General features: G+C 35.5%; 26 protein-coding genes and 1 pseudogene. 13 read left to right on the top strand and 14 right to left on the bottom strand.

Going from position 1 to position 25,227, the window contains the following annotated elements; translation table 11 throughout:
- Positions 1-81 precede the first annotated feature (81 nt).
- The 3 genes and pseudogenes from ACFO7M_RS01365 to ACFO7M_RS01375 form a co-directional block, all read right to left on the bottom strand.
- On the bottom strand, positions 82-510 hold the full coding sequence (locus ACFO7M_RS01365; protein ID WP_379733627.1) for a hypothetical protein: 429 nt from the start codon (positions 508-510) through the stop codon (positions 82-84).
- A 105-nt stretch (positions 511-615) separates the two neighbouring features.
- A pseudogene (locus ACFO7M_RS01370) lies at positions 616-849 on the bottom strand (tyrosine-type recombinase/integrase); the annotation flags it as partial.
- A complete protein-coding gene (locus tag ACFO7M_RS01375; protein WP_379733629.1) occupies positions 825-1,169 on the bottom strand; it encodes a hypothetical protein in 345 nt (114 codons plus the stop codon). The gene ACFO7M_RS01375 and the pseudogene ACFO7M_RS01370, both read right to left, overlap by 25 nt.
- Positions 1,170-1,989: 820 nt before the next feature.
- On the opposite strand from ACFO7M_RS01375, the gene pyrR reads away from it, so the two are divergent.
- From pyrR to ACFO7M_RS01390, 3 genes are read left to right on the top strand one after another with little or no spacing between them, the layout of a single operon-like run.
- Positions 1,990-2,526 (top strand): bifunctional pyr operon transcriptional regulator/uracil phosphoribosyltransferase PyrR, encoded by a 537-nt coding sequence (gene pyrR / locus ACFO7M_RS01380; protein WP_379713152.1) that lies wholly within the window; start codon positions 1,990-1,992, stop codon positions 2,524-2,526.
- A gap of 1 nt (position 2,527) precedes the next feature.
- The gene (locus ACFO7M_RS01385) at positions 2,528-3,457 is read left to right on the top strand and encodes an aspartate carbamoyltransferase catalytic subunit (RefSeq protein WP_379713150.1); all 930 of its coding nucleotides are present in this window, start codon (positions 2,528-2,530) and stop codon (positions 3,455-3,457) included.
- Positions 3,458-3,493: 36 nt separating this feature from the next.
- Complete coding sequence (locus ACFO7M_RS01390; protein WP_379713148.1) at positions 3,494-3,826, top strand: ribonuclease Z; 333 nt, start codon at positions 3,494-3,496, stop codon at positions 3,824-3,826.
- A 60-nt stretch (positions 3,827-3,886) separates the two neighbouring features.
- Here the strand turns inward: ACFO7M_RS01390 and ACFO7M_RS01395 are convergent, their stop codons facing one another.
- The 4 genes from ACFO7M_RS01395 to aroB all read right to left on the bottom strand — a co-directional run bounded on the left by ACFO7M_RS01395 (position 3,887) and on the right by aroB (position 8,061).
- Entirely contained in the window at positions 3,887-4,279 is a 393-nt protein-coding gene (locus tag ACFO7M_RS01395) for a DNA primase (protein ID WP_379713146.1), read from the bottom strand.
- A gap of 19 nt (positions 4,280-4,298) precedes the next feature.
- On the bottom strand, positions 4,299-5,273 hold the full coding sequence (locus ACFO7M_RS01400) for a deoxyhypusine synthase family protein (protein ID WP_136668117.1): 975 nt from the start codon (positions 5,271-5,273) through the stop codon (positions 4,299-4,301).
- A gap of 32 nt (positions 5,274-5,305) precedes the next feature.
- Positions 5,306-6,706 carry an arginine decarboxylase gene (locus ACFO7M_RS01405; RefSeq protein ID WP_379713144.1) on the bottom strand — a complete coding sequence of 467 codons (1,401 nt, stop codon included), beginning with the start codon at positions 6,704-6,706 and terminating at the stop codon, positions 5,306-5,308.
- 287 nt (positions 6,707-6,993) lie between these two features.
- Positions 6,994-8,061 (bottom strand): 3-dehydroquinate synthase, encoded by a 1,068-nt coding sequence (gene aroB / locus ACFO7M_RS01410; protein ID WP_379713142.1) that lies wholly within the window; start codon positions 8,059-8,061, stop codon positions 6,994-6,996.
- A gap of 97 nt (positions 8,062-8,158) precedes the next feature.
- Here aroB and ACFO7M_RS01415 point away from each other — a divergent pair, with 97 nt between their 5' ends.
- The 4 genes from ACFO7M_RS01415 to pdxH are packed head-to-tail and all read left to right on the top strand — an operon-like array spanning position 8,159 to position 11,569.
- Positions 8,159-9,334: a proline dehydrogenase family protein gene (locus ACFO7M_RS01415; protein WP_379733631.1), complete on the top strand. Its 1,176-nt coding sequence runs from the start codon at positions 8,159-8,161 to the stop codon at positions 9,332-9,334.
- Complete coding sequence (locus ACFO7M_RS01420) at positions 9,334-10,239, top strand: ribonuclease Z (protein WP_379733633.1); 906 nt, start codon at positions 9,334-9,336, stop codon at positions 10,237-10,239. The genes ACFO7M_RS01415 and ACFO7M_RS01420 overlap by 1 nt, the downstream gene beginning before the upstream one ends.
- An 11-nt stretch (positions 10,240-10,250) precedes the next feature.
- Positions 10,251-10,922 carry an SDR family NAD(P)-dependent oxidoreductase gene (locus ACFO7M_RS01425; RefSeq protein ID WP_379733635.1) on the top strand — a complete coding sequence of 224 codons (672 nt, stop codon included), beginning with the start codon at positions 10,251-10,253 and terminating at the stop codon, positions 10,920-10,922.
- 2 nt (positions 10,923-10,924) lie between these two features.
- Positions 10,925-11,569 (top strand): pyridoxamine 5'-phosphate oxidase, encoded by a 645-nt coding sequence (pdxH, locus tag ACFO7M_RS01430; RefSeq protein WP_379713134.1) that lies wholly within the window; start codon positions 10,925-10,927, stop codon positions 11,567-11,569.
- 283 nt (positions 11,570-11,852) lie between these two features.
- Here pdxH and ACFO7M_RS01435 read toward each other — a convergent pair whose 3' ends face one another.
- Together ACFO7M_RS01435 and ACFO7M_RS01440 are read right to left on the bottom strand one after the other, a co-directional pair.
- Positions 11,853-13,124, bottom strand: a complete 1,272-nt coding sequence (locus tag ACFO7M_RS01435) for a DEAD/DEAH box helicase (protein WP_379713132.1) — start codon at positions 13,122-13,124, stop codon at positions 11,853-11,855.
- A gap of 30 nt (positions 13,125-13,154) precedes the next feature.
- Positions 13,155-14,189 (bottom strand): formimidoylglutamase, encoded by a 1,035-nt coding sequence (locus ACFO7M_RS01440; protein WP_379714990.1) that lies wholly within the window; start codon positions 14,187-14,189, stop codon positions 13,155-13,157.
- Positions 14,190-14,311: 122 nt separating this feature from the next.
- On the opposite strand from ACFO7M_RS01440, the gene ACFO7M_RS01445 reads away from it, so the two are divergent.
- A complete protein-coding gene (locus ACFO7M_RS01445; protein WP_379713130.1) occupies positions 14,312-15,190 on the top strand; it encodes a hypothetical protein in 879 nt (292 codons plus the stop codon).
- 253 nt (positions 15,191-15,443) lie between these two features.
- On the opposite strand, the gene ACFO7M_RS01450 is transcribed toward ACFO7M_RS01445, so the two are convergent.
- From ACFO7M_RS01450 to panB, 5 genes are all read right to left on the bottom strand, one after another.
- Positions 15,444-16,193: a hypothetical protein gene (locus tag ACFO7M_RS01450; protein ID WP_379733637.1), complete on the bottom strand. Its 750-nt coding sequence runs from the start codon at positions 16,191-16,193 to the stop codon at positions 15,444-15,446.
- A gap of 12 nt (positions 16,194-16,205) precedes the next feature.
- On the bottom strand, positions 16,206-17,534 hold the full coding sequence (locus ACFO7M_RS01455) for an aldehyde dehydrogenase (RefSeq protein WP_379713126.1): 1,329 nt from the start codon (positions 17,532-17,534) through the stop codon (positions 16,206-16,208).
- A gap of 28 nt (positions 17,535-17,562) precedes the next feature.
- Positions 17,563-18,252, bottom strand: coding sequence for an RluA family pseudouridine synthase (locus ACFO7M_RS01460; RefSeq protein ID WP_379733639.1), 690 nt, complete (start codon positions 18,250-18,252; stop codon positions 17,563-17,565).
- A 24-nt stretch (positions 18,253-18,276) separates the two neighbouring features.
- Positions 18,277-18,630: a four helix bundle protein gene (locus ACFO7M_RS01465; protein WP_379733641.1), complete on the bottom strand. Its 354-nt coding sequence runs from the start codon at positions 18,628-18,630 to the stop codon at positions 18,277-18,279.
- Between the two features lie 100 nt (positions 18,631-18,730).
- Entirely contained in the window at positions 18,731-19,549 is an 819-nt protein-coding gene (gene panB, locus ACFO7M_RS01470) for a 3-methyl-2-oxobutanoate hydroxymethyltransferase (RefSeq protein WP_379733643.1), read from the bottom strand.
- 99 nt (positions 19,550-19,648) lie between these two features.
- On the opposite strand from panB, the gene ACFO7M_RS01475 reads away from it, so the two are divergent.
- The 5 genes from ACFO7M_RS01475 (at position 19,649) to ACFO7M_RS01495 (ending at position 25,108) form a co-directional block, all read left to right on the top strand.
- Positions 19,649-20,080 (top strand): nuclear transport factor 2 family protein, encoded by a 432-nt coding sequence (locus tag ACFO7M_RS01475; RefSeq protein WP_379733645.1) that lies wholly within the window; start codon positions 19,649-19,651, stop codon positions 20,078-20,080.
- Positions 20,081-20,172: 92 nt separating this feature from the next.
- Positions 20,173-21,282, top strand: a complete 1,110-nt coding sequence (locus ACFO7M_RS01480) for a sensor histidine kinase (protein ID WP_379733647.1) — start codon at positions 20,173-20,175, stop codon at positions 21,280-21,282.
- On the top strand, positions 21,275-21,961 hold the full coding sequence (locus ACFO7M_RS01485) for a response regulator (protein WP_379733649.1): 687 nt from the start codon (positions 21,275-21,277) through the stop codon (positions 21,959-21,961). Before ACFO7M_RS01480 ends, ACFO7M_RS01485 begins: the two co-directional genes overlap by 8 nt.
- A 120-nt stretch (positions 21,962-22,081) precedes the next feature.
- Positions 22,082-24,016 (top strand): KUP/HAK/KT family potassium transporter, encoded by a 1,935-nt coding sequence (locus ACFO7M_RS01490; RefSeq protein ID WP_379733651.1) that lies wholly within the window; start codon positions 22,082-22,084, stop codon positions 24,014-24,016.
- 15 nt (positions 24,017-24,031) lie between these two features.
- Positions 24,032-25,108 carry an outer membrane beta-barrel protein gene (locus ACFO7M_RS01495; protein ID WP_379733653.1) on the top strand — a complete coding sequence of 359 codons (1,077 nt, stop codon included), beginning with the start codon at positions 24,032-24,034 and terminating at the stop codon, positions 25,106-25,108.
- Positions 25,109-25,227 lie beyond the last annotated feature (119 nt).

Here is a 25,227-nt window from a genome sequence, read left to right on the forward strand (position 1 = left end):
ATAGAAGTACCATGCCTAAATTTATTTAAAAAAAATACTTTTTATTTGTTTTTAAGCACAGTTCTTTGTTACAAGCTGCCTTTAATCAATAACCAATTCAGTTTTCACCCAATTCATATTGTCGAAGTATCTTTTTCCCGGACCAAGTGAGAACATTTCGGCATTATCAACCGTATCAAGATTGATTAGTTTTGTATGATTGTCGTAAGTAAAATAAAAGTCCTTTATAATTTCATCTCTAGAAAATGCAAATTTAATTCCTTGAGCACTATACACACTGTCATTAATAAATAATTGGAATTCAGATATAAACTCTTTTTTTATTTTAGAATAATCTTTAAGTTCAAGATAAAAATTTTCTACATAGCCTTTTGGATTTTTGTGGCGGTTAAGAACTATTCGTTTGATTTCAATTGTGTCATTATTTGGTTTAAGAACTATAAAATTATCTTTCTGACAACTGATGAAAGATAAAAATGCAAACACTATAATTATACGAAAGTTTGTCATAAGGTTGCTTGTAACTTGTTTATATGTATTGTTTTATCATACCTATCCTTCCAAAAGGGCAGGATAGGTACAGTTAGTACAATACGTATTCAAATATACTACATTTCATAAATTATCAAACGGACTTTTAATTTGTTGTAAACTATGCGTACTCACATGCGTATAGATCTCGGTGGTTTTACTGCTGCTATGCCCTAGTAACTCCTGTATGTAACGGATATCGGTACCGTTTTCTAATAAATGCGTGGCATAACTGTGGCGAAGCCAATGCAAACTAACCGGTTTCTTAATTTTTGATCGGTAAAGCGCTTGTTTCATAACACTTTGCTTTCTCGCTTCCGCATTTTGCTTTTTCGCTTCCGCACTTTGCTTTCTTGCTCCTGCATTTTGTTTTCTTGCTCCTGCACTTTGCTTTCTTGCTCCTGCATTTTGCTTTCTTGCTCCTGCATTTTGTTTTCTTGCTCCTGCACTTTGCTTTCTTGCTCCTGCACTTTGCTTTCTTGCTCCTGCACTTTGCTTTCTTGCTCCTGCATTTTGCTTTTTCGCTCCTGCACTTTGCTTTCTTGTAGCTGCATTTTGTTTTCTCGCTCCTGCACTTTGCTTTTTCGCTCCTGCACTTTGCTTTCTTGCTCCTGCACTTTGCTTTTTCGCTTCCGCATTTTGCTTTTTCGCTTCCGCACTTTGCTTTTTCGCTTCCGCATTTTGCTTTCTTGCTTCCGCACTTTGCTTTCTTGCTTCCGCACTTTGCTTTCTTGCTTCCGCACTCTACTTTTTAACTCCCATCACTCCCAAACCGCAATCCCCAAGAAGACCTCATAGCATACTCCGTTAAAAACAACGAAAGTACGCAGTGAGAGTGATCCGCGTAGTCGAGGAGGAACGACGAGCGGTTCCTATTACGTCATCCCAACCCGACCTCATAGGATACTCCGTCAAAAACAACGAAAGTACGAAGTGGGAGTGATCCGCGTAGCAGAGGAGGAACGACGAGCGGTTCGGGTCACGAAACGCAGTACTGAGTTAGTTTTTAGCAGTAGACTATGCAGTCTTGATCTTTGCCGTGTCTCGTCCCTAGACGAGATTTCTTTTGCATCAAGGCAAAAGAAAAGAACATGAAAAATAATTTGTTTTTAGATTTTATTACGTCACCCCCTTCGGCCACAGATTCGCAGGCGAGGTTCCAATCATTGAAGAATCCGTCAAAAGAAAAGCTGTTTGAGCCTAGAAGGCGAGTTCTTTTCTTTTAGGATTCGAAATGAAATTGGACCGCCGAGAATCGCAGCCTTGACCTTTTGTTTCTTTTGTGTCAAGACAAAAGAAAAGAAACCACGACGAGCGGTTCGAATCGCGTAACGAAATACTGAGGTAGTTTTTAGGAGTAGAATAGGCATTCTTGATCTTTTTTCTTTCTTTTTTGTATCAAGACAAAAAAGAAAATAAAAATTCCTTAATTTTACACTCCAAACACAACTAACTACAATGAGTCAAAAAACTTTGCTCACCGCAACAGAAGTAGACATCATACTTCACCGTTTGGCCTGTCAATTAATAGAAAATCACCTCGATTTCAAAAACACGGTTCTTATAGGCATTCAGCCTCGTGGCACACAATTGGCCAATCGTTTAAAAAGCATTTTGGAAACCGAATACCAAGTCAGTAACATTGCCCTAGGATTCTTGGACATTACCTTCTTCAGAGACGATTTCAGAAGAGGAGAAACGCTGGAAGCCAACAAAACCCAAATCGATTTCTTAGTCGAAAACAAAAAGGTAATCTTTATCGATGACGTATTGTACACTGGAAGAAGCATCAATGCTGCGCTTTCTGCCATTCAATCGTTCGGTAGACCAAGTGAAGTAGAACTACTCGTACTTGTCGATAGACGATTCAGTCGCCATTTACCCATACAGCCCGATTACCGTGGCCGTCAGGTAGATGCCATCAACAACGAAAAAGTAGTGGTAAAGTGGAAGGAAACTTCCGGAGAAGACGCAGTAGAATTAATAACAAAATAAGATGCAGGAATTAAGCGTAAATCATTTATTAGGAATCAAATACATTACAGAAGAGGACATTCAATTGATTTTTAATACTGCCGATCATTTTAAGGAAGTCATCAACCGTCCCATCAAAAAAGTACCTTCACTACGAGATATTACCATTGCCAACATCTTTTTCGAAAACAGTACCCGTACCAAACTATCTTTTGAATTGGCCCAAAAACGACTTTCGGCCGATGTGGTCAATTTTGCCGCATCAAGCTCGTCGGTAACCAAAGGAGAAACATTAATCGATACGGTCAACAACATTCTGTCCATGAAGGTGGATATGGTTGTGATGCGACACTCTTCTCCGGGAGCTGCGGTTTTCCTGTCAAAGAACGTGAATGCAAGTATTGTTAATGCAGGAGATGGTGCGCACGAACATCCAACCCAAGCACTATTGGATGCTTATACCATTAGAGAAAAATTAGGCGATGTAGCAGGGAAGAAGGTCGTGATTGTTGGTGATATTCTACATAGCCGTGTGGCGTTATCTAATATTTATTCTTTACAGAAGTTAGGCGCCGAAGTGAAAGTGTGCGGACCGAAGACTTTAATCCCGAAATACATCAATGAATTGGGTGTTCAGGTGGAACCGAATCTGAGAAAAGCTTTGGAATGGTGTGATGTGGCCAATATGCTTCGTGTACAAAACGAACGTCTGGATATTAGTTATTTCCCTTCTACGAGAGAATATGCCATGCAGTATGGTGTCGATAAACAATTGCTGGATTCGTTGAATAAGGAGATTGTAATCATGCATCCTGGCCCCATCAACCGCGGTGTGGAAATCACCAGCGATGTAGCCGACTCCAAGCAATCGGTTATTTTAGAACAGGTGGAAAACGGAGTAGCGGTTCGAATGGCAGTTATTTACTTATTGGCTTCGAAAATTAAACAATAAGTCTTATTTTTGATATACCAAAATAAACTAAAATAAATGAAAGTCGATCACAAAGGACATACCACTATTATTAAAGATACAGAAGGTAACTCGAGTGTTTTTCTACAAAAAGTTACCGATCAGTTCAATACTTATAAAGAGAATAATATTATCTTGGATATTTCACACGACGAATCGGTGGATATCAAAGCAATCAAAAGCTTCGTGGATTTAGCCAAAAAGTTTAAAAAAGAAAAGAAATCCTTTGTAATTGTTGCCGAAGGAATTGATTTTAACGATGTGCCACAATCACTACATGTAGTACCGACAGTCTTAGAAGCACATGATTTAATCGAAATGGAAGAAATAGAAAGAGACTTAGGTTTTTAATTTCAAAACAGTATAAAATAAAAAAGGAACTCATTGAGTTCCTTTTTTTATTCTTTATTCTTAGTCTTCTTCGTCATCAGAATAATCGTCTGCGATGTCATTGTCATCAGAATCCTCATCGTCGTCGTCAACGTCAGCAGCATCTTTGTCATCATCATCGTCATCATCGGCACCATCTTCGATTTCTAATTCTTTCAATGCGTCCAATGAATCATCTCCTCCTTCTAATTCTTCATCTTCGTCATAATTTTCGATTCTGTCAGCAAGTTTTGTACTTACTTTTACCAGATATATTGTGTCTTCGGTACGGACTTCAACAGCCTCAATCGATTCGTTTTTAGCATTTTTAAATCGAACGATGTCTGAATCATCATAACCGTCAGGAAATTTTTCTACTAATAGATTTAAAATCTCACTTGTTAATTTTGAATAATCAACGATAACTCTTTTCATAAAAATGGGGTATTCTATTTTATTGACCTAATACGTATGCAAATATAAGAGGTGCAACGATAGTTGCATCAGATTCTACAATAAATTTTGGAGTAGTAATGTCTAATTTACCCCAAGTGATTTTCTCGTTTGGAACTGCTCCCGAGTAAGAACCGTAACTTGTCGTAGAATCAGAGATCTGACAGAAATATGCCCAAAACGGTACATCATGCATTTCCATATCTTGATATAACATCGGTACAACACAAATAGGGAAGTCACCAGCGATTCCACCACCAATTTGGAAGAATCCGATTCCTTTTCCTGAACAATTGTCTTTGTACCAATCTGCTAACCACATCATGTATTCCACACCACTTTTCATAGTAGTCGCTTTGAATTCACCTTTGATACAGTACGAAGCGAAAATGTTACCCATTGTACTGTCTTCCCATCCAGGAACTACAATTGGTAAGTTTTTCTCTGCAGCAGCGACCATCCATGAATCCTTAGGGTCAATTTCATAGTATTGCTCCAATACACCCGAGTTAATCATTTGGTACATGAATTCATGCGGGAAATATCTTTCACCCTTTGAATCAGCATTATTCCAGATATTGAATAAATGTTGTTGCAAACGGCGGAAAGCTTCTTCTTCTGGAATACAAGTATCTGTTACACGGTTGTAATGGTTTTCCAATAAATCCCATTCTTCCTGAGGAGATAAATCACGATAGTTAGGTACTCTTTTGTACGAATTATGAGCCACTAAGTTCATAATATCTTCTTCTAGGTTGGCACCTGTACAAGAGATGATGTGTACTTTGTCTTGACGAATCATTTCAGCTAATGATTTTCCTAATTCGGCTGTACTCATTGCACCTGCCAAAGTAATCATCATTTTACCGTTGTCCAATAAATGTTCTTCATAACCCTTTGCCGCATCTACCAAAGCAGCTGCGTTGAAATGAAGGTAGTGTTTTTCAATAAATTGACTAATAGGTCCTTTGCTCATTTTGTTTGTTTTTTGCTTGAAGCAGCAAGTTATTATTTTTTGTTGTATCCTAAAATTTCTAGAATTTGTTCTGCACTTTGTTCTTCAGAGAAAACTTCGTGAGCGAAAATTCCGTTTTTATCTTTATCAATCAGGACATGCCTCGGCTGTGGTAAAATACAGTGGTGTAATCCGCCATGACCTCCAATAGTTTCCTGATATGCACCCGTATTGAAAAAACCAATATACAAAGGTTTTTCTTTATTGTACTTTGGAAGATAAATGGCATTCATGTGCTGTTCCGAGTTGTAGTAATCGTCACCATCACAAGTTAATCCACCCAAGAGTACCCTTTCGTAAGTATCATTCCAACGATTGACCGCCAACATTACAAATCGTTTGTTAATGGCCCAGGTATCGGGAAGTGTGGTAATGAAAGACGAATCAATCATATTCCAGTTTTCACGATCGTTTTGTTTCTTTTGGTACAAAACCTGGAAAATTGCTCCTCCAGCTTCACCCACCGTATACGAACCGAATTCTGTAAAGATATGGGGTACAGGTACTTCAGCTTCATCACAAGCAATCTTGATCTGATTTAGAATTTCTTCCACCATATATTGGTAATCGTAATCAAAAGCCAATGAATTTTTGATAGGGAAACCACCACCAATATTCAAACTGTCTAATGAAGGACATTCCTTTTTAAGGTTGATGTATACCTTCATACATTTTAATAACTCATTCCAATAGTAAGCAGTATCACGAATTCCGGCATTAATAAAGAAGTGAAGCATTTTCAGCTCAACTTTTTTGTTGTCCTGAATGTTTTTTCTGTAGAAAGGAACAATATCCTTGTATCCAATTCCTAAACGCGAAGTATAAAATTCAAATTTAGGATCTTCCTCAGCTGCAATACGAATACCGATTTTAAATTTACCATCAATTTGTTCTTGAAGTAAATCCAACTCTTCAAAATTATCAATAACCGGTATGGTGTTTTTATGTCCGTTGTTAATTAAACGAGCAATGTTAGTAACATAAGCGCCACGTTTAAAACCGTTACAAACAACAAATGTGTTTTTGTTGATCTTTCCATCTTCCATTAGTTTTTCAACTATGTTGATGTCAAAAGCCGAAGAAGTTTCAATATGAATATTGTTCTTCAATGCTTCATTTAGAATAAATTCAAAATGCGAACTTTTGGTGCAGTAGCAATAAAAGTATTTAGCTTCGTACCCTTGCTTTTCCATAGCATTACGAAACCACATTTTGGCTTTATTGATATTTTCGGAAATTTTAGGCAAGTAGGTGAATTTTAATGGAGTTCCATATTCTTCAACTAACTTCATTAAATCGATACCATGAAATTGTAAATGGTCTTTGTTTAAAGTAAATTCTTCCTGTGGGAAATAGAATGTTTGATTAATTAAATCGAAATATTTTGTATTCATTTAGCTATCAGTAATTTGTAATTAAAATTAATAAAAAATCTAACACAAAATTTTTCAAACTCTAATATTTGCAAATTCTATCTCTAACTCGCTGTAAATTTTCTGATTTGTAGCAAAAAGCCGGTTGGCTTCCCATTTAATAATTGTCACAATTTGTAAAACAACATTTCTCCTTTCAAGAATGTTTTCCTGAAAGGTAAAATTTGTTCTCCATTTATTGTGTCTAAACATGCGGGCAAATTTAAAAAATTAAATTTCGTATTCGAAAACAAAAAAACAAAAAAACGTTATATTTTGTAGTTTTCAAACGCTTTTTTAATTGTTTCGTTATCAGTGGTTTGGTTGATTTTTACACTTCCAATTCCATCTAAAAGGGCAAATTGTACTTTTCCGTACTCATTTTTCTTGTCGTGAATCAGCAAATCGATGATTTCATTTTCATCATTTTCATCAATAACAATAGGAGTGTAAATTTGATTTAATTTGGCTTTAATTTTTGAATATTCCTCTACTGAAATTAATCCTTTTTCTAAAGCTATATAACTTTCCATAATCATACCTGCCGCAATGGCCTCGCCATGAAGTAACGTTTCTCTTTCGGGATCTTCCAAGAAATACGTTTCAATGCCGTGTCCCAATGTGTGTCCGAAGTTTAAAGCTTTGCGGATGCCATTTTCTGTTGGATCCTGCGTTACAATATCATTTTTAATGGTAACCGATTCTCGGATCAATTCGTCGAATTCATCAAATTGAATTTCTTCCAATTTACTGAATTTTTCCCAGTGCGAAGCTTTAGCAATCAAACCATGTTTTAGCATTTCGGCTAATCCGGAACGCATTTCTCTTTGTGGAAGAGTTTCCAGAAAGGAAGAATCAATAAGAATCATCGCCGGATTGGTAATGGTACCAATTTGATTTTTCAATCCGCCTAAATCCACTCCGTTTTTGCCGCCTACAGAAGCATCTACCATCGCTAACAACGTAGTCGGAATATTAACGAAAGGAATTCCTCTTTTATAGGTTGACGCAATAAATCCTCCCATATCAGTAATTACTCCGCCGCCAATATTGATGAACAAACTCTTTCTGTCGGCACCTAATTCGATTAAAACATTCCAAATTTGAGTACAAGTTTCTATCGTCTTGTTTTCTTCACCAGCTTCAAGCTCTATGATTTCAAAAGGTGTTTCGGTTTCAATTAATGGTAAAATCTTGGGTATACAATATTCATTAGTATTCTCATCAACCAAGAAGAAGATTTTAGAAAAATGGTTTTCTTTTAAATAAGCGTTTAAATAACTGTAACTTTCTTGGTTAAAGTGAATTTCGTAACCGTTGGCATTAATTGATTTCATTTCACAAAGGAGTATTAAAATGTTGCACAAAATAAAGTAAAAATTGTATAATAAAATAGCGTGGTGTCTTATATTTGCATAACATTATCATTTAACTATGGACAAAATTTTTAACAACACACAAAATGCATTTTCGCTTAAAAGTGATACCGAACTAGAAAGAGCTTATTTCCTTTTTAAATTAATTGATTCCGAACCTTTAGTAAAGATAGGAACCGCAGTTACCAATTTTGCTTTAAAAGCGCATTTACCAGTGGAAGGTTTAATTCGTGCAACGGTATTTGATCATTTTTGTGGAGGTGTTTCGGAAGACGATTGTATTCCGGTAGTAGATAAAATGTACAGTGTTGGTGGTGTTTCTTCGGTTTTGGATTATTCAGTAGAAGGTAAAGAAGACGAGTCGGCTTTTGATGATGCCATGAATAAAACATTAAAGATTATCAATTTCGCCAAAGAAAAAAAAGCAATTCCCTTTGCGGTATTTAAACCAACAGGGTTCGGACGTTTTGAATTGTATGAAAAGTTAGGTGAAGGTCAAACTTTGAATGAAGCAGAGCAAACCGAATGGAATAGAGTAGTGGAACGTTTTGATAAAGTATGTAAAGCAGCTCACGAAAATGATATTGCATTATTGATTGATGGTGAAGAAAGTTGGATGCAAGACGCAGCCGATGATTTAGTAGCTGATATGATGCGCAAATACAATAAGAACAAAGCAATCGTTTACAATACATTACAAATGTACCGTTGGGACCGATTGGATTATCTGAAGAAATTGCACGCTCAGGCTCAGGAAGAAGGATTTCATATAGGAATGAAATTGGTTCGAGGTGCTTACATGGAAAAAGAAAACAAACGCGCTGAAGAAAAAGGATACAAATCGCCAATTTGCCCTTCTAAACAGGCAACCGATTATAATTTTGATGATGCTGTTGCTTATATGATGGAAAACATAGATACTATGGCCATTTTTGCAGGAACACATAATGAAGATAGCTCGTATAAATTAATGGAGTTGATGGCGCATAAAGGAATTGCTAAAAATGATTTTAGAGTTTGGTTCGGACAATTGTACGGAATGAGTGATAACATCAGTTTCAACCTTGCGGCTGAAGGATACAATGTGGCTAAATACTTGCCTTTTGGTCCTGTTAAGGATGTAATGCCTTATTTGATTCGTCGTGCCGAAGAAAATACTTCAGTGGCAGGACAAACCAGTCGCGAATTGACTTTAATTAAAAACGAAAGAGACAGAAGAAAGGGTAAAAAATAATGAACTTAACCATTTTAGGTTGTTACGCTGCTACACCAAGAACATTTACAAATCCAACTTCGCAGGTATTAGAAATCAATAATCGATTGTTTTTAATTGATTGTGGTGAAGGAACTCAGGTACAGTTGCGTAAGAATAAGGTTAAATTTTCTGCAATCAACCATATTTTTATATCGCATTTGCATGGAGATCATTTGTATGGACTAATCGGTTTGGTGTCTACTTTTAATTTATTGAGCCGAAATAATCCGTTAACCATTTTTGGTCCGGTGGGTATTAAGGAAATTATCAAACTGCAACTGAAATTATCCAATTCATGGCCACAATATGAACTGAATTTTGTTGAGCTTTCTTCAACAGAATCAGAGCTTATTTTTGAAGATGATAAGGTAACGGTGACAACAATTCCTTTAAAACACAGAGTTTATACAAACGGATTCTTATTTAAGGAAAAAAGAAAAGAAAGAAAACTGAATATTGATAAGGTGCAAGAATTCGAGATCGAAACGTGCTATTATCAAAATATCAAAAATGGAAAAGATATTACTTTGGACGATGGCAGGATAATTCCTAATGAAGTGTTAACCTTCGATCCACCTGAACCTAAGAGTTATGCTTTCTGTTCTGATACGATGTACTCCGAAAGTATTATTCCTATTATTAAAGATGTAGATGTTTTATATCATGAAGCAACTTTTTTGGATTCAGAAGAACATTTAGCTGAAAAAACAATGCATTCTACAGCCAAAGAAGCCGCACGTATAGCTTTGAAAGCAAATGTTGGACAGTTAGTTTTAGGCCATTATTCTACTCGTTATGATTCTATTGAATTGTTTAAAGAGGAAGCACAGTCGGTTTTTAAAAATACCATACTAGGAGACGACGGCGCTTATTTTGAATTTTAAATCCAATAATTATGCAAAAGAAAGTCTTAATAACAGGAGGAAATAGAGGTGTTGGACTGGCTTTGGTGAATCGATTTTTGTCTGAAGGGTTTCAAGTTCTTGCAACTTCAAGAAGTGGTAAAATTGAAACGGTAAACCATCCGAATCTTTCTGTATTTGCATTAGAAATTACTTCGTCAACAGCTGTTGCTAATCTTGTTTCATCCCTGAAAGAGCAATTTGGCTCTATTGATTTCTTAATCAATAATGCTGGTGTAGGTTTGGATTTGGATAAATACCAACCGGAGATTGATGTTGTTAAAGCTACTTTTGAAACCAATGTTTTTGGATTGCTCAACTTTACCGAAGCGTGTTTGGATCTGATCAATGATAATGGTACTATATTTAATATTTCTTCGGTTATGGGAATGTTAAACCGTGAAAAAATTATTCCCAATGCTACCGCTTATAGAATGTCGAAATCGGCTCTAAATATGTACACAAAAACACTTTCGGCAAGACTTCAGGAGAGAAACATTAAAGTGCTTTCTATTCACCCTGGATGGGTAAAAACGGATATGGGTGGTCAGGAAGCTGATATAACTCCCGAATTTTCAGCTAATGGAATTTTCGAATTGTATCAAAAAGATTTGCCTACGGGAACGTTTTGGGCAGCCGATAATCAAATGGAATTAAACTGGTAACAATGGAAGATTTAAGTAATTATAGAAAATCATACGAAAAAAGTGAACTCTTGGAATCTACTATTCCTGAAGATCCGATTAATTTGTTCAATAAGTGGTTTCATGAAGTTGAAGATTTTGGAGGAGTGGATGAAGTAAATGCCATGACCGTTTCAACTATTGGATTAGACGGTTTTCCTAAATCAAGGATTGTACTTCTAAAACAATACACTTATGAAGGGTTTATTTTCTATACCAATTATAATTCTGAAAAAGGAAAAGCAATTGAAGCTAACCCTAATGTATGTTTGTCATTTTTCTGGCATTCGATGGAGCGTCAGGTAATTATAAAGGGAAAAGCGAAGAAAGTCGCTGATAATCTATCGGATGGGTATTTTGAATCTCGACCTGATGGAAGTAAATTGGGTGCTATTGCTTCGAATCAGAGTGAAGTAATTCCGTCAAGAGATTTTTTGGATGACAAATTAAAACAATTGGAACAAGAATTTACTGGAAAAGAAATACCAAGACCTAAAAATTGGGGTGGCTATCTTATTGAACCTCAAGAAATCGAATTTTGGCAAGGTCGCCCAAATCGATTGCATGATCGAATTCGATACCAATTGCAGGATGATTTTACATGGAAAATAGATCGATTATCATCCTAAATTGTAGGAAAAGTGTTAAATTATGTTAAAAATTATGCATTTCATCGATTTTATTTTGCACTTAATCGAAAACTCTGTAATATTGTCTCATCAAAAAGGTTCAAAAACAAGTTTGATACCAAAGAGTTCTGAATGTCAGAACCTTACCAAAAGTAGTTTAGAGATAAAATACTTTTAAAACGACTCACAAATCTGATTTGTGATTAAAATAGTTAGTTTTTTAGTTTGTTTATTTGATTGTTAAAGTGCCAAAGGTTCCCCAAACTATGGCACTTTTTCTATTTTAGTACCAACGCTTTTTATTCTTCTTTGCGTTATCTGACTTTCTTGAACTTTTCGGCTTTGCTTTTCCACTTCTTTTATTTGAAGTAGTTTGCTGCTTTTCTGATGTGTCGTTTTTGTCTTTCTTCGGAGTTCCTTTCCATGGAAAAGGATGATCCTCCATTGTTTTTACATTAGCTCTGGTTAATTTAAGAATGTCTTTCCAATAGACTTCTTCATCTTTGGAACAAAATGAAATAGAAAGTCCGCTATTACCGGCACGACCAGTTCTTCCAATTCGGTGAACATAAGTTTCCGGAATATTGGGTAAATCAAAATTAATGACAAAAGGCAATAATTCGATATCAATACCACGAGCAGCCACATCAGTAGCCACTAAAATATCAATTTCCTTATCTTTAAAAGCATTTAAAACTCTTTGACGGGCACTTTGGGATTTGTCACCGTGAATGGCTTCTGCTTTGAAATTATTTTTCTGTAATGATTTAGCAATATTATCTGCACCGTGTTTTGTTCTAGAAAATACCAAAACATTTTTCAAATCTTCCGTTTGCAATAAATGCAGCAGTAATTGTTTCTTTTCCGGTTTATCAACAAAATAAATTTGCTGACGTACCATTTCTGTTGTTGAAGATACTGGGGTTACCTGAACGGTTTCAGGATTAGTTAAAAATTGTTCCGCTAATTCTCTAATGGCTAGCGGCATTGTTGCAGAAAATAATAATGTCTGACGGTCAGCAGGAGTGAGTTTGATTATCTTCTTAACATCATTAATAAATCCCATATCAAACATTTGATCCGCTTCGTCTAAAACCAAATGATGTAAGTGAGTCAAATCTACAAATCCTTGTTTATGTAAATCGAGCAATCTACCTGGAGTAGTTACTAAGATGTCTATTCCTTTTCTGAGTTGATCCACTTGTGGTACTTGTGATACTCCTCCAAAAATTGTTAATTGTGTAGTATTAATATATTTTCCATAGGTCGCAAAAGCTTCACCTATTTGAATCGCTAATTCACGAGTAGGAGTAACGACAAGAGTTCTGATTTTTTTTCCTTTACTAGCTTTACTTACAATAGGATGTAAATGACTTAAAATAGGAATGGCAAAGGCTGCAGTTTTACCCGTTCCAGTTTGTGCACAACCCACCAAATCATTGCCGTCTAGGATAACCGGAATGGCTTTTTGTTGAATAGGAGTGGGAGTGGTGTAGCCTTCTTCAGTAACGGCGAGTAAAACACTTTTGGAAATAGATAAATCTTGGAACTGCATATAAAAAAATTTATGCAAAGATAATCTAAATTAGTTACCCGAATGCGCCTTAATGAAATCGGTTACTAAGTATCCAATAAGTTTACCAATTAAATGATTGTTTTTTTCTTCGCCTAAACTAGGTGCTCCTTCACAAATATGTAAATACGATGCGTTTTTATGTGAGCCAAAATAATGAATGAACTGCCGTAATTCTTCTACAGAAAAACCACTCAGTGTCATTGCACTAGAAGCAATACCGGGAATGGCATCTAGGTCGATTTCAATTCCGAATGTGTCTTGTTTGATGAAATCCAATGCTTGATACAACTCTTGTGTAAATGTTTTCTGTTGTCTGATTTTAATTTCATCATAGGTATTGTAGCGAACCCTATCTTTTAGGCTTTTTAAGTTCTCTATTACACTTTTAGAAGAATAACTTTCGTGTAATCCGAAGATATAATAATTTTTAAGAAACCCTTCGTCATAAGCATAGGAAAAACCATTACCACTATGTCTGCCTTCCAAAATTCTGAAATCGGAATGTGGGTCAAAATTAACTGCGTTGATGGGTTTCCCTTTGGCCAAAGCAGTTCCCTTGATGTTTCCATAGGCATTATTGTGTCCGCCACCAATGATAATTGGAATTTTACCAGCTTTTACAATATTGAAAATGATATGTGAAACTTCTTTGTCAATTTGTTCTACTATTTTGAATAATTTTTTTCGGTCTTCAGGATCGTTTTCGTTTAGATTCTCGGCTGCATCCATTTCTTGTGAAGTGTCAACATGCCCTAATATTAAGATGGAACTTCCTTTGCAAAATTTATTATGTTGGATGTTAGCGATACTTGCAACTGCACTTTTCCATGCAGTTTGTGCTCCAGGTCTTCCCAAATTGGCACGAATTCCTACATCTTCCGGAATCCCCAGAAGTACAAATTTCGCTTCGCAATTCGTCATGAATTCAGCTACATTTTCGTCTTTGGGAACCACAAACATTTTCTCCCCAAACTTGACTTCACCGTTTCTGAAATTGGTAATTTTTGCTAAATCAGATTGCTTAAACCGAATTAAATTCTCCATTGATGTTATAATCTTGTGTTCCAAAAATACTATTTTTATGTAAACTTGCGTTATTATTTGATATCTTAAATAAAAAATATAAATTAGCACGTTATAACAATCCAAAAACCAAAACTTTAATCATGGAAAAACCAAAAAGTAGCAACTCGGGCTTAAAAGCCATTATAGCTATTTTGGCATTATTATTAATGGGAAGCTTAGCTTACATGTACAAATTAAGTACAGATAATACGAATACTATTGCCCTTCTAGAAACAGAGAAAGCAGATGTTCTAAAAGATTTGCAAACTTCAAAAACCGCGCTTGATGATGCCATTGCTTCAAATACAACACTATCAGAAGAATTAATTGCGGAAAGAGATAAAGTGCAGCAATTAATGGCTGAAGTAGAAAGATCGAAGGGTGATGCTGGAGCAATAGCTAGATATAAAACTGAAGCTGCTAAATTGAATAGCCGAATCGCCGCTCTAATGAAAGAGGTCGATGTACTTAAGAAAGAAAATACGAAACTGAATACTAAAATAGACAGTACGAATGTAGTGTTGAATGATTCCAGAAAAGCCAATGATACGCTAGTTTCTCGTAATGACTATTTGACAAAAACAATTGAAAAAGGAGCTAAGTTATCAGTATTGAACTTACAGACTACTGCTGTTAAACAGAAAAGTTCAGGTAAACAAATTGCAACAGATAAAGCGAGTAGAGCAGACGTTTTGAAAGTAAGCTTTATGATTGCAGAAAATCAAATTGCCAAGTCTGGTGACAAAACCTATTATGTTCAAATAATTGATGCTAAGAATAATGTTTTAGGAGATAAGAAAACTGAAATGTTTGGAGAGAAAGCATTAACGTATAGTTTTATAAGTACTGTGAAGTATGAAAATAAAACAGTTAAAGTTGAAAAAGATTTACCAGTAAGTGATATTTCTGAAGGCAATTATTTCGTATATATATTTGATAAAACAGAATTGGTATCGAAATCAAGTTTTGTATTGCGATAGTACGATACAATAACATAACTCACAAACAAAGGGCTGCTTATTTCTAAGCAGCCCTTTGTTTGTAAGAAAGTAATGAGAAATCAGATGTTTGACAGATTTATAGGTTTTGTGTCGATATTTTTATAACAATACTAAAATAAAATGTTATTTTTGTACTGTATTAATGAAGTAAATATTTGATTTCAAGATATAGTAATGTGAATATTAATATGGGTTAGAAAAAAATCCCTCTCAAGTAAATGAGAGGGATTTTTTATTCTGCTAAACTTTTATAGATGACATATTGCATAGCATATATTATCGGCATTGTAAATACCAGACCAATACAAAACGCAATCAATCCAACTAGCGAAAGTATATAAACTATTACTAATAAAACCAATACAATAAAGAATTTAGGAGCAGTTAATCGTATACTGTCTTGAATGGCTTTCAAAAAGTTACACTCATTAAATAATACTAATGGCAAAGCTATAAATGTTAAGATACCTATTGGAAAAGTAATGAGAATAGCTATTTTGTTTCCTATTACTGGAAAACCATAAGTTAAGAAATTTGAGATTAAAGAATTTACTAAAGTTAGTACCGTAACTGTTAATACAATAGGTACAAAACGTGAAGAATTTACATAATACCCAATTGAACTTATTTTTACTTCTTCATTATGATCTGCATCGTGAGCCATTTTTAATATTCCGCCAATGAATGGACTCACTAATGCTGTAATCAAGGTTAGTACACCCGAATACATCAAATTAGTTTGTAAAGATATATTTTCAGGTTTAAAATTTTTCATTTCTTCAGATAACGTTTCTAGATCAACAAAAAAACCAATTCCAGTAAAAAGAACGACAAAAACTACCATCATAATAATTAGTAATGCAATACCGCCTGGAAGTGCTATTTTTTTATAAATTTCAAATGCATCATTGATTGCAACACCAATATCAAGTGCTTTATTAGGGTTTCGTTCAAATTTTTCAAAGTCTTCAAATTCACTCATAGTTGTTTTTAATTATATCCAGTTTAAAATTCGTTTGATCATTTTTAGTTTTCCTTGATATGGTGCATAACGAAGCGGAATATCAATCCAGTTGGGTTTTTTAATCACTGATTTTTTATGAGAAAAGGTATCAAATCCCAATTTACCATGATACGCTCCAATTCCTGAATGCCCAACACCACCAAACGGCAATCGTTTATTGGCAAAATGAATTAAGGTGTCATTGACACAACCACCTCCAAAAGCATATTTTTCCAAGACTTCTTTTATGAAAGCTTTATTTTCCGAGAAGATATATAATGATAAAGGTTTTTCGTATTGTGCGACAGTTTTAGCAATATCTTCTTTACGCTCATACGAACGTATCGGTAAGATTGGACCGAAAATTTCTTCTTGCATCAGTGCACTTTCCAAGAAAGGTTCGTCAACAAGTGTAGGAGCCAGGTATAATGTTTCTTCGTTACTTTGACCGCCATAAATTATATTCTGGTTTTCAATCAAACTTACTTGTCTACGCCAGTTCTTCAAATTAACAATTCTTGCTAAATCTTCCGATTCTTCAGGGTTTTCTCCCAAAGCGCTTTCAATTTCTTTGATAATATGATGAATCAGTCGTTGTTTGATTCGGTAATGTACTAAAAGATAATCGGGAGCAATACAGGTTTGTCCTCCATTGAATAACTTACCCCAAACAATTCTTTTAGCTGCTAATGGTAGGTTTGCGGTTTCATCAATAATGCAAGGGTTTTTTCCTCCCAGTTCCAATGTAACCGGTGTAAGATGTTCTGCGGCAGCTTTGGCTACAATTTTGCCTACAGGAACACTTCCGGTGAAAAAGATATAATCCCAGCGCTTTTGTAACAAATCCTGTGCAATCGTATAATCACCAGTAACCACTAATGCTTGCCTTACATCGAATGATTCTCTCACAATTTTAGAAACCAATGCCGATGTATACGGAGTAAGTTCCGATGGTTTTAATGTGACACTGTTTCCAGCGGCTATTGCAGCAACTAATGGTGCTATTGCCAATTGAAAAGGATAATTCCACGGAGCAATAATTAGCACTTTACCGTAGGGTTCGGTGTAAATATAATCCGATGATGGAAAATTGAGTATCGAAGGTAGAACCCGTTTCGGTTTAGCCCAAGAGTTTAAGTTTTTGATGGTATTTTTAATGTCGGAAATAACATAAGCCGTTTCCGAAATGACACTCTCAAATCGCGGTTTTCTGAAGTCTTTGTGCAAAGCATCCAGAATTTCTTCTTCATGGATGATGACATTGTTAAGTAGCTTTTTCAATGCTTCTTTTCTTTCAGAAACAGAAGGAATAGTTCTCATAAAAGAATATTTTTTCTAAAGATAAAAATTATATTGATTTCCAAATCACATCATCGGGAACCGGAGCGATTATTTCAAGGTTTTCTTTGGATACAGGATGTACAAATGTCAGTTTTCTAGCATGAAGATGAATGCCTCCGTCAGGATTGCTTCGGTCAAAACCATATTTCAAATCGCCTTTTATCGGACAACCAATAAACGAAAGTTGCGAACGTATCTGATGATGTCTTCCTGTATGTAAATTGATTTCCAAAGCAAAATAATTAGTCAGCTTTGCAATGATTTTATAATCCAAGCTCGCTTTTTTGCTTTCCGGAACTTCTTTCAAATGTGCTTTGGAAGTATTGTTCTTCGGATTTCTTTTTAAATAATGTACCAAGTTATCTTCCACTTTTGGAGGTTGGTTTTTCACCACCGCCCAATAGGTTTTTTGGGTTTCTCTTTTACTGAATAGCTCATTCAAACGAGTCAAAGCCTTACTGGTACGTGCAAAGACTACAATACCTGTTGTTGGTCGGTCCAAACGATGCACTACACCTAGAAATACGTCTCCAGGTTTATCATATTTAGCTTTGATGTATTCTTTAACAACGTCGGATAAAGGCTTATCACCGGTTTTATCACCTTGTACAATATCGCCTACACGCTTGTTCACCACTATAATATGGTTGTCTTCGTGAAGAACTTGTAAATTATTTTTATTTGAAATTTCTTTCATTTAGATTATTGGATTGTTCGATTTTTAGATTGTTAGAATGGATCTGAACTTAGAAATCATTTTTACAATATTATCTAGTTTATGTGTTAGATTTTCAGAAACCTCATTCGGAATAAATCCTAAGTCATAAGCAATTAAAAGTTGAGTTTCAATTTCATAACAAGAACCAATTGCTATTTCTAAAAATCTTGAAAAATCTTTATTAGAGGATCTTGAACAACCTTCAGCAATATTTGATGGTATAGAAACTGAAGCTCTTCTTAATTGATTCGTTAATCCAAATTTTTCGTCTGAAGGAAAAGAAGTAGTAGCAGTATATATTTCGGAACAAAAAGTTCTGCTTTGCTTCCAAATTTCTAAATCTTTAAATCGGTGCATAATATGTTTTTTGTATGGCTAATAAGTAAAATAGATATCTAAAAATCTAATAATCCAGCAATCTAAAAATCTAATAATCTAAAAATCTAAGAAGTCTAAACTAATATTGCTCATTCGCATTAGGGAAATCCTGTGACTTCACATCAGTAACATATTGCCCGATAGAAGTAGTCATGTCTTCATACAAGTTCATGTAACGTCTCAGGAAGCGCGGACTGAATTCGTGTGTCATTCCAATCATGTCATGTAAAACTAAAACCTGACCGTCAACACCACCACCGGCACCAATCCCAATTACTGGAATCGAGATGCTTTCGGCAACTTTTTGCGCTAATGCAGCAGGAATCTTCTCTAATACCAATGCAAAGCATCCAATTTTTTCCAATAATTGAGCATCTTCAATTAATTTGTCTGCTTCCGCATCTTCTTTGGCGCGAACAGTGTACGTTCCGAATTTATAAATAGACTGTGGTGTTAATCCTAAATGACCCATCACAGGAATTCCGGCTTGTAGTATCTTCTTGATCGATTCTTTGATTTCTTTACCTCCCTCCAACTTTACAGCATGACCGCCACTTTCTTTCATCACACGGATAGCCGAACGTAAGGCTTCTTTAGAATCCGATTGGTACGAACCGAAAGGTAAATCAACTACGATTAAAGCTCTTTCTGCAGCACGAACCACAGATGATGCATGGTAAATCATCTGATCCAAAGTAATAGGTAAGGTGGTCTCATGACCTGCCATTACATTACTGGCTGAATCACCCACTAGAATTACATCTACACCTGCAGAATCAACAATCTTTGCCATGGTATAATCATAAGCAGTCAACATTGATATTTTCTCGCCGTTGGCTTTCATATCAATTAAGGATTTAGTGGTAATTCTTTTATAATCTTTTTTAGCTGTAGACATAACTCTTGTTTTTTGTTTGAGATGTAAAATTAGTACAAAATATAAAATACCGTAACAATTTTGTTACAATTGCTACTTATGCTAATAAAATCAATCAATATGAAACAATTTATTTTACTGTTAGCGTTCTGTTTTACGATAAGTACTCAGGCACAACAAAACGAAGTGGAAAATACTATCAAAGACTTTTTTATTGGTTTCCACGCCAAAGACACTACTAAAATTAAATCAACTTGCCATGACCGAATGGCTTTGCAATCGATCATTGAAGGAAAAGCGGGTATTAAATTAGTAGACGAGAAAGCAGCCGAATTCATCAAATCCTTTGCCTCATTCCCAAAAGATTTACAATTTGAAGAACGTATTTTAGGCTATTCTATCCAAGTAGATGGTGCTATGGCGCATGCCTGGACTCCTTATGAGTTTTATTTGAACGGTAAACTAAGTCACAAAGGAGTTAATGCTTTTACCTTATTCAAAGAAAACAATACTTGGAAAATCATTCATCTTATTGATACTAGAAGAAAGTAATTCCAAATCTTTATAAAATCTTTATATCTCTTCTCGGATATATTATATTTTACTTACAACTATCGACGTAACTTTGTCAAAAATTAACATTAATGGACAAGTTATTTCAAAAGACAGATCTTAACCAATATGCAATGAGCATTCTATCGGTTGTGGCTGTCTCTTTATTATGTCTTTTCATTAGAGATGTAATAGAGTATAAAATTATAGGGTATATCCTTCTTGTTCTGGTTTCTTTTCAAGCTATTTTCTTTGAATTGAAACCAGTTCTTATGGGTGCAATCTTAAGCGCTCTTGCTTTGAATTTTTTATTCATTAAACCGTACTACACTTTACACATTGACAACGCAGAAGATACTTTTCTGTTAATTCTTTTCTTTATTATCGTATTGATTAATGCGGTGCTGACGAACAAGTTCAAGAGAATGCAACGCGCTATTCAAATCAAGGAAACGAGAATCAGTACTTTAAAATTATACAATACATTACTCGATTCGCTTTCTCATGAATTACGCACTCCAATTGCGGCTATTATTGGCTCAATAGATACTTTACAACAAAAGGATGTTCGTTTACCGGAGGAAATGCAGGATAAATTGCATCATGAAATTGAAAAGGCTTCCATGAAACTGAATTACCAGGTTGAAAACTTGTTAAACATGTCCCGACTGGAATCGGGTTATATTCATCCGAAGATGGACTGGTGTGATGTACGCGAAATTATTTACGGAGTTTGTGAGCGTTTGTCCGATGATTTGAAAGAGCATAAGGTGGTTTATGTAATTGATGAGAATCTGCCTTTGTTTAAATTGGATTATGGATTGATGGAACAAATTATTCATAACTTAGTGTTCAACTTCTCACAACATACACCAAAGGGTGCAACCGTAAAAATCAAAGTAGAATATGATGTGGATGTTGATTATGATATTCATATTGAAATGATCAAACAATGCATCATTACTATTTCTGATGATGGTTATGGTTTTCCTAATGGGGAAATAGACAGGGCTTTTGATAAGTTTTACAGGTTTAAAGAATCAAAAACAGGTGGAACCGGATTAGGATTGTCTATTGTTAGAGGATTTGTTGAGGCACAAAACGGAACGATTTCTTTGCATAATGCAGAAGATGGCGGAGCAGTGTTTACTTTACTATTCAATGTAGATTCTTTACCTATCAATTCTTTAAAAAATGAGTAACGCTTTTTCGATATTAGTAATTGATGATGAAATCCAAATCAGAAAACTGCTGGAGATTTCTTTGGAAGCCAATGACTATAAAGTACATTTTGCAGTTAATGGTAAAGAAGGTATCATTATGGCTGCCAGTCAGCAACCGGATTTGATTTTACTCGATTTAGGTTTACCCGACGAAGACGGACAAAATATTCTCACGCAATTGCGCAGCTGGTTCGAAAACCCAATTATTATTCTCTCCGTCAAAAGTGCAGAAGAGGAAATCGTTAAAGCACTTGATAATGGTGCCAATGATTATTTAACCAAACCTTTCCGAACACAGGAACTATTGGCGCGAATCAGAACAGCTTTGCGTGGTAAAGCAAACAATAGCAATCAATCTATAGTAACTATCGGAGATTTAACCATCGATTACGCTTCCCGATTGGTTACCATTGATGAAGCAGTCATTAAGTTCACCGCAACGGAATACAATTTACTGGTACTTTTAATTAAAAATGACGGAAGGGTTTTAACCCATCAGTACCTACTGAAAGAAATCTGGGGACAGAGTTATTCTGACCAAACACAATACCTTAGAGTGTTTGTGGCGCAACTCCGAAAGAAAATAGAAAAAGATCCTAACCGTCCGAAATACATTATCACCGAATCGGGCGTAGGCTACCGATTTAACTCAGGATAATCAACCTTCCACTTACTGCATAATCTAAATCATTACGAATAAAATTCATCGTGATCAGGCTTTGCTATGCCTTGAAATCACACCAAAAATCACGCAATAAATTAATTAATCTTTTTAAAAATGAATAAGGAAACAATTCAAAAAGTCTCAGCGGCTTCTCTACTTGTTGCTCTCGGAATTATTTACGGAGATATAGGTACAAGTCCGCTATATGTAATGAAATCAATCATTGGTGATCGTCAAATAACCGAGTTACTGGTATATGGAGGAATATCATGTGTTTTCTGGACACTGACTTTCCAAACTACATTCAAATATGTTTTACTTACTCTTTCTGCAGATAATAATGGGGAAGGAGGCGTTTTCTCTCTGTACGCTTTGGTACGACGTTTCGGAAAAGGGAAATTAATCATTCCCACCATTTTAGGCGCAACTACATTGTTAGCCGACGGTATTATAACCCCGCCCATTTCTGTTGCCTCTGCAGTAGAAGGTTTGGAAGCTATCGTTCCTAATTTGCCTACTATTCCAATTGTAATTATGATTCTTTCCGGATTATTTCTCTTTCAGCGATTTGGTACGCAAAAAGTAGGTTACTTTTTTGGCCCGGCTATGGTGGTTTGGTTCACCATGTTGATGGTATTGGGCGTTTCTCAAATTGTGCATCATCCGGATATACTGAAAGCATTGAATCCAATATATGCTTATAAGCTATTAGTAGAGTATCCTCAGGGGTTCTGGTTATTGGGTGCAGTGTTTTTATGTACAACTGGCGCCGAAGCGTTGTATTCTGATCTTGGGCATTGTGGTAAAGAGAACATTCGTATCACCTGGATCTTCGTTAAAATTGCTTTACTGACCAACTATTTGGGTCAAGGCGCTTGGTTGATGCACCAAGGCAGTGATTTTTTAAATGGTCAGAATCCATTTTATGAAATCATGCCGCAATGGTTTTTGTTAATCGGAATTTGTATTGCAACAGTGGCGGCAATTATTGCATCACAGGCATTGATAAGTGGTTCGTTTACATTAATCAATGAAGCAATATCATTGAACTTTTGGCCAAGGGTGGCGCTTAAAAACCCAACCAATTTAAAAGGGCAAATCTACATTCCTTCTGTCAATACTATCCTTTGGATTGGTTGCGTATTAATGATTTTGTATTTTAAGAATTCGGCACACATGGAAGCGGCCTATGGTTTCTCTATCACTATTGCCATGTTGATGACTACTTTGCTCTTGTCGTATTATCTGGTATTCATTAAAAAGATGAAAATGGGCTGGGTGGCTGTAATGCTTTTTGTTTTTGCAGTGATTGAAGTTTCTTTCTTTATTGCGAACGTAGTTAAAATCAAAGAACGATGGATGTTCTTGTTCTTTGAACTTTTCATCTTCATGGTAATGTATGTTTGGTATTACTCCCGAAAAATCAATAACCGTTTCCTGAAGTTTACCAATTTGATGGAGCAAACGCCATTACTAAAGGAGCTGAGTGAAGACGATTCGATTCCGAAGTATTCTACGCATCTAATTTATTTGTCCAAAGCAGACAGAACGTATGAAATAGAAGAGAAAATCATCAATTCCATATTTGCGAAACAACCGAAAAGAGCCGATGTGTACTGGTTCCTCCATATTAATAGAACCAATGAACCTTTTACACTGAACTATGAAGTGGTTGAAATTCTGGATGACAAAGTAATTAAAGTCATATTGAATGTCGGTTTCCGTGTACAGCCTAAAGTTGAGCTTTACTTTAAGAAAATTGTGCAGGATTTGGTAAGCAAAAAAGAACTCAACCTCCACATTCGTCCTGACGGCTCCACAAAGTACAATGCTGAACCCGATTTTAAATTTATCATTATCGAAAAGTTCTTATCTGTTGAGAATGACTTCGAATTCAAAGACGGTTGGTTGTTGACTTCCTACTTCTGGCTGAAACGTTTGTCCATCTCTGATGAAAAGGCGTTCGGATTAGATAAAAGCGATGTGTCCATCGAGAATGTTCCCATGATTTATTCGCCGGTTTCAAATGTTGACTTAAATAGAAAATAAATTTACTTTTGCAAAATGAAAATAAAATTAATCCCCGTTCTATTCAGTTTAAGTTCTTTTTTCTTTACTGAACGTCTTTTTTCACAAGACACTACACAAACCTCGAAACCTAAAATTGAAATCTCTGGTTACATCGATACCTATTATTCCTATGATTTTAGTGAACCGGTTACCAAAGTTAAATTGCCGTTTTCGTACAGCTACAATCGCCAAAATGAATTCAATATTAATATGGCTTTATTAAGAGCGTCTGTTAGCTATGAGAATGTATATGCTAAACTTTCGGTACATGCCGGAACCTATGTGGATGAAAATTATGCATCAGAAGATTTGAAATTGTTGAATGAAGCATACGTTGGAGTGTATCTGAATAAGTCACAAAAAACAGCTTTAGAAGCAGGTATTCTACCGAGTTATATTGGATTTGAAACGGCAACTTCACACTCGAATTTAACGGCAACTCGTTCAATTTCTGCGGAAGCATCTCCGTATTTTATGACTGGTGTAAAATTAAACCATCAGTTTTCTGATCAATTATCAGGATCGATTTTGTTAACCAATGGTTGGCAACGTATCAATAAAGTAGATAAAAAATTAGCACCGGCATTCGGAACGCAATTGGTGTATAAAGCCAACGAAACTTCAACGCTAAACTGGAGTACTTTTGCGGGTAAAGAAGCCTACGGTACTGTTTTCGGTATGCGTTATTTCAGTGATTTGTACTGGGACAAAGCATGGAGTGCTAAGTGGAGAACTATCTTAGGATTTGACTTCGGTGCTCAGGATATCGCAGCGGAAGGTCAAGAATACAAAACATGGTGGACACCAACGTTGATTAACCAGTTTACACTTTCTGACAAGTGGCAAATGGCACATCGTATTGAATACTTCCAAGATAAAGATAACGTGATAGTGGCTGCAGGTGTGCCTTTCGAAACTCTAGGGAATTCATTGAACTTTGACTTTCTTCCGAATTCTAGAATGAAAATCAGAACCGAAGGAAAATGGTACCGTGCAACGGAATCATTGTTCGACTTAGGTACTAAGAAAGACAACTTCTCGGTTACCACTACCATGAGCTTCGAATTCTAATTTCGAAGAAGACACTTTATAAAGTTAGATAGTAACAAAAGGCATCAAAGGAGCAAAACAAGCTGCTTTGGTGCTTTTGTGTTTTATGTCAAAATGAGAACTAGTTATTAAGTAACGTG

Source organism: Flavobacterium sp. GCM10023249, from assembly GCF_042653365.1.
GTDB lineage: Bacteria > Bacteroidota > Bacteroidia > Flavobacteriales > Flavobacteriaceae > Flavobacterium.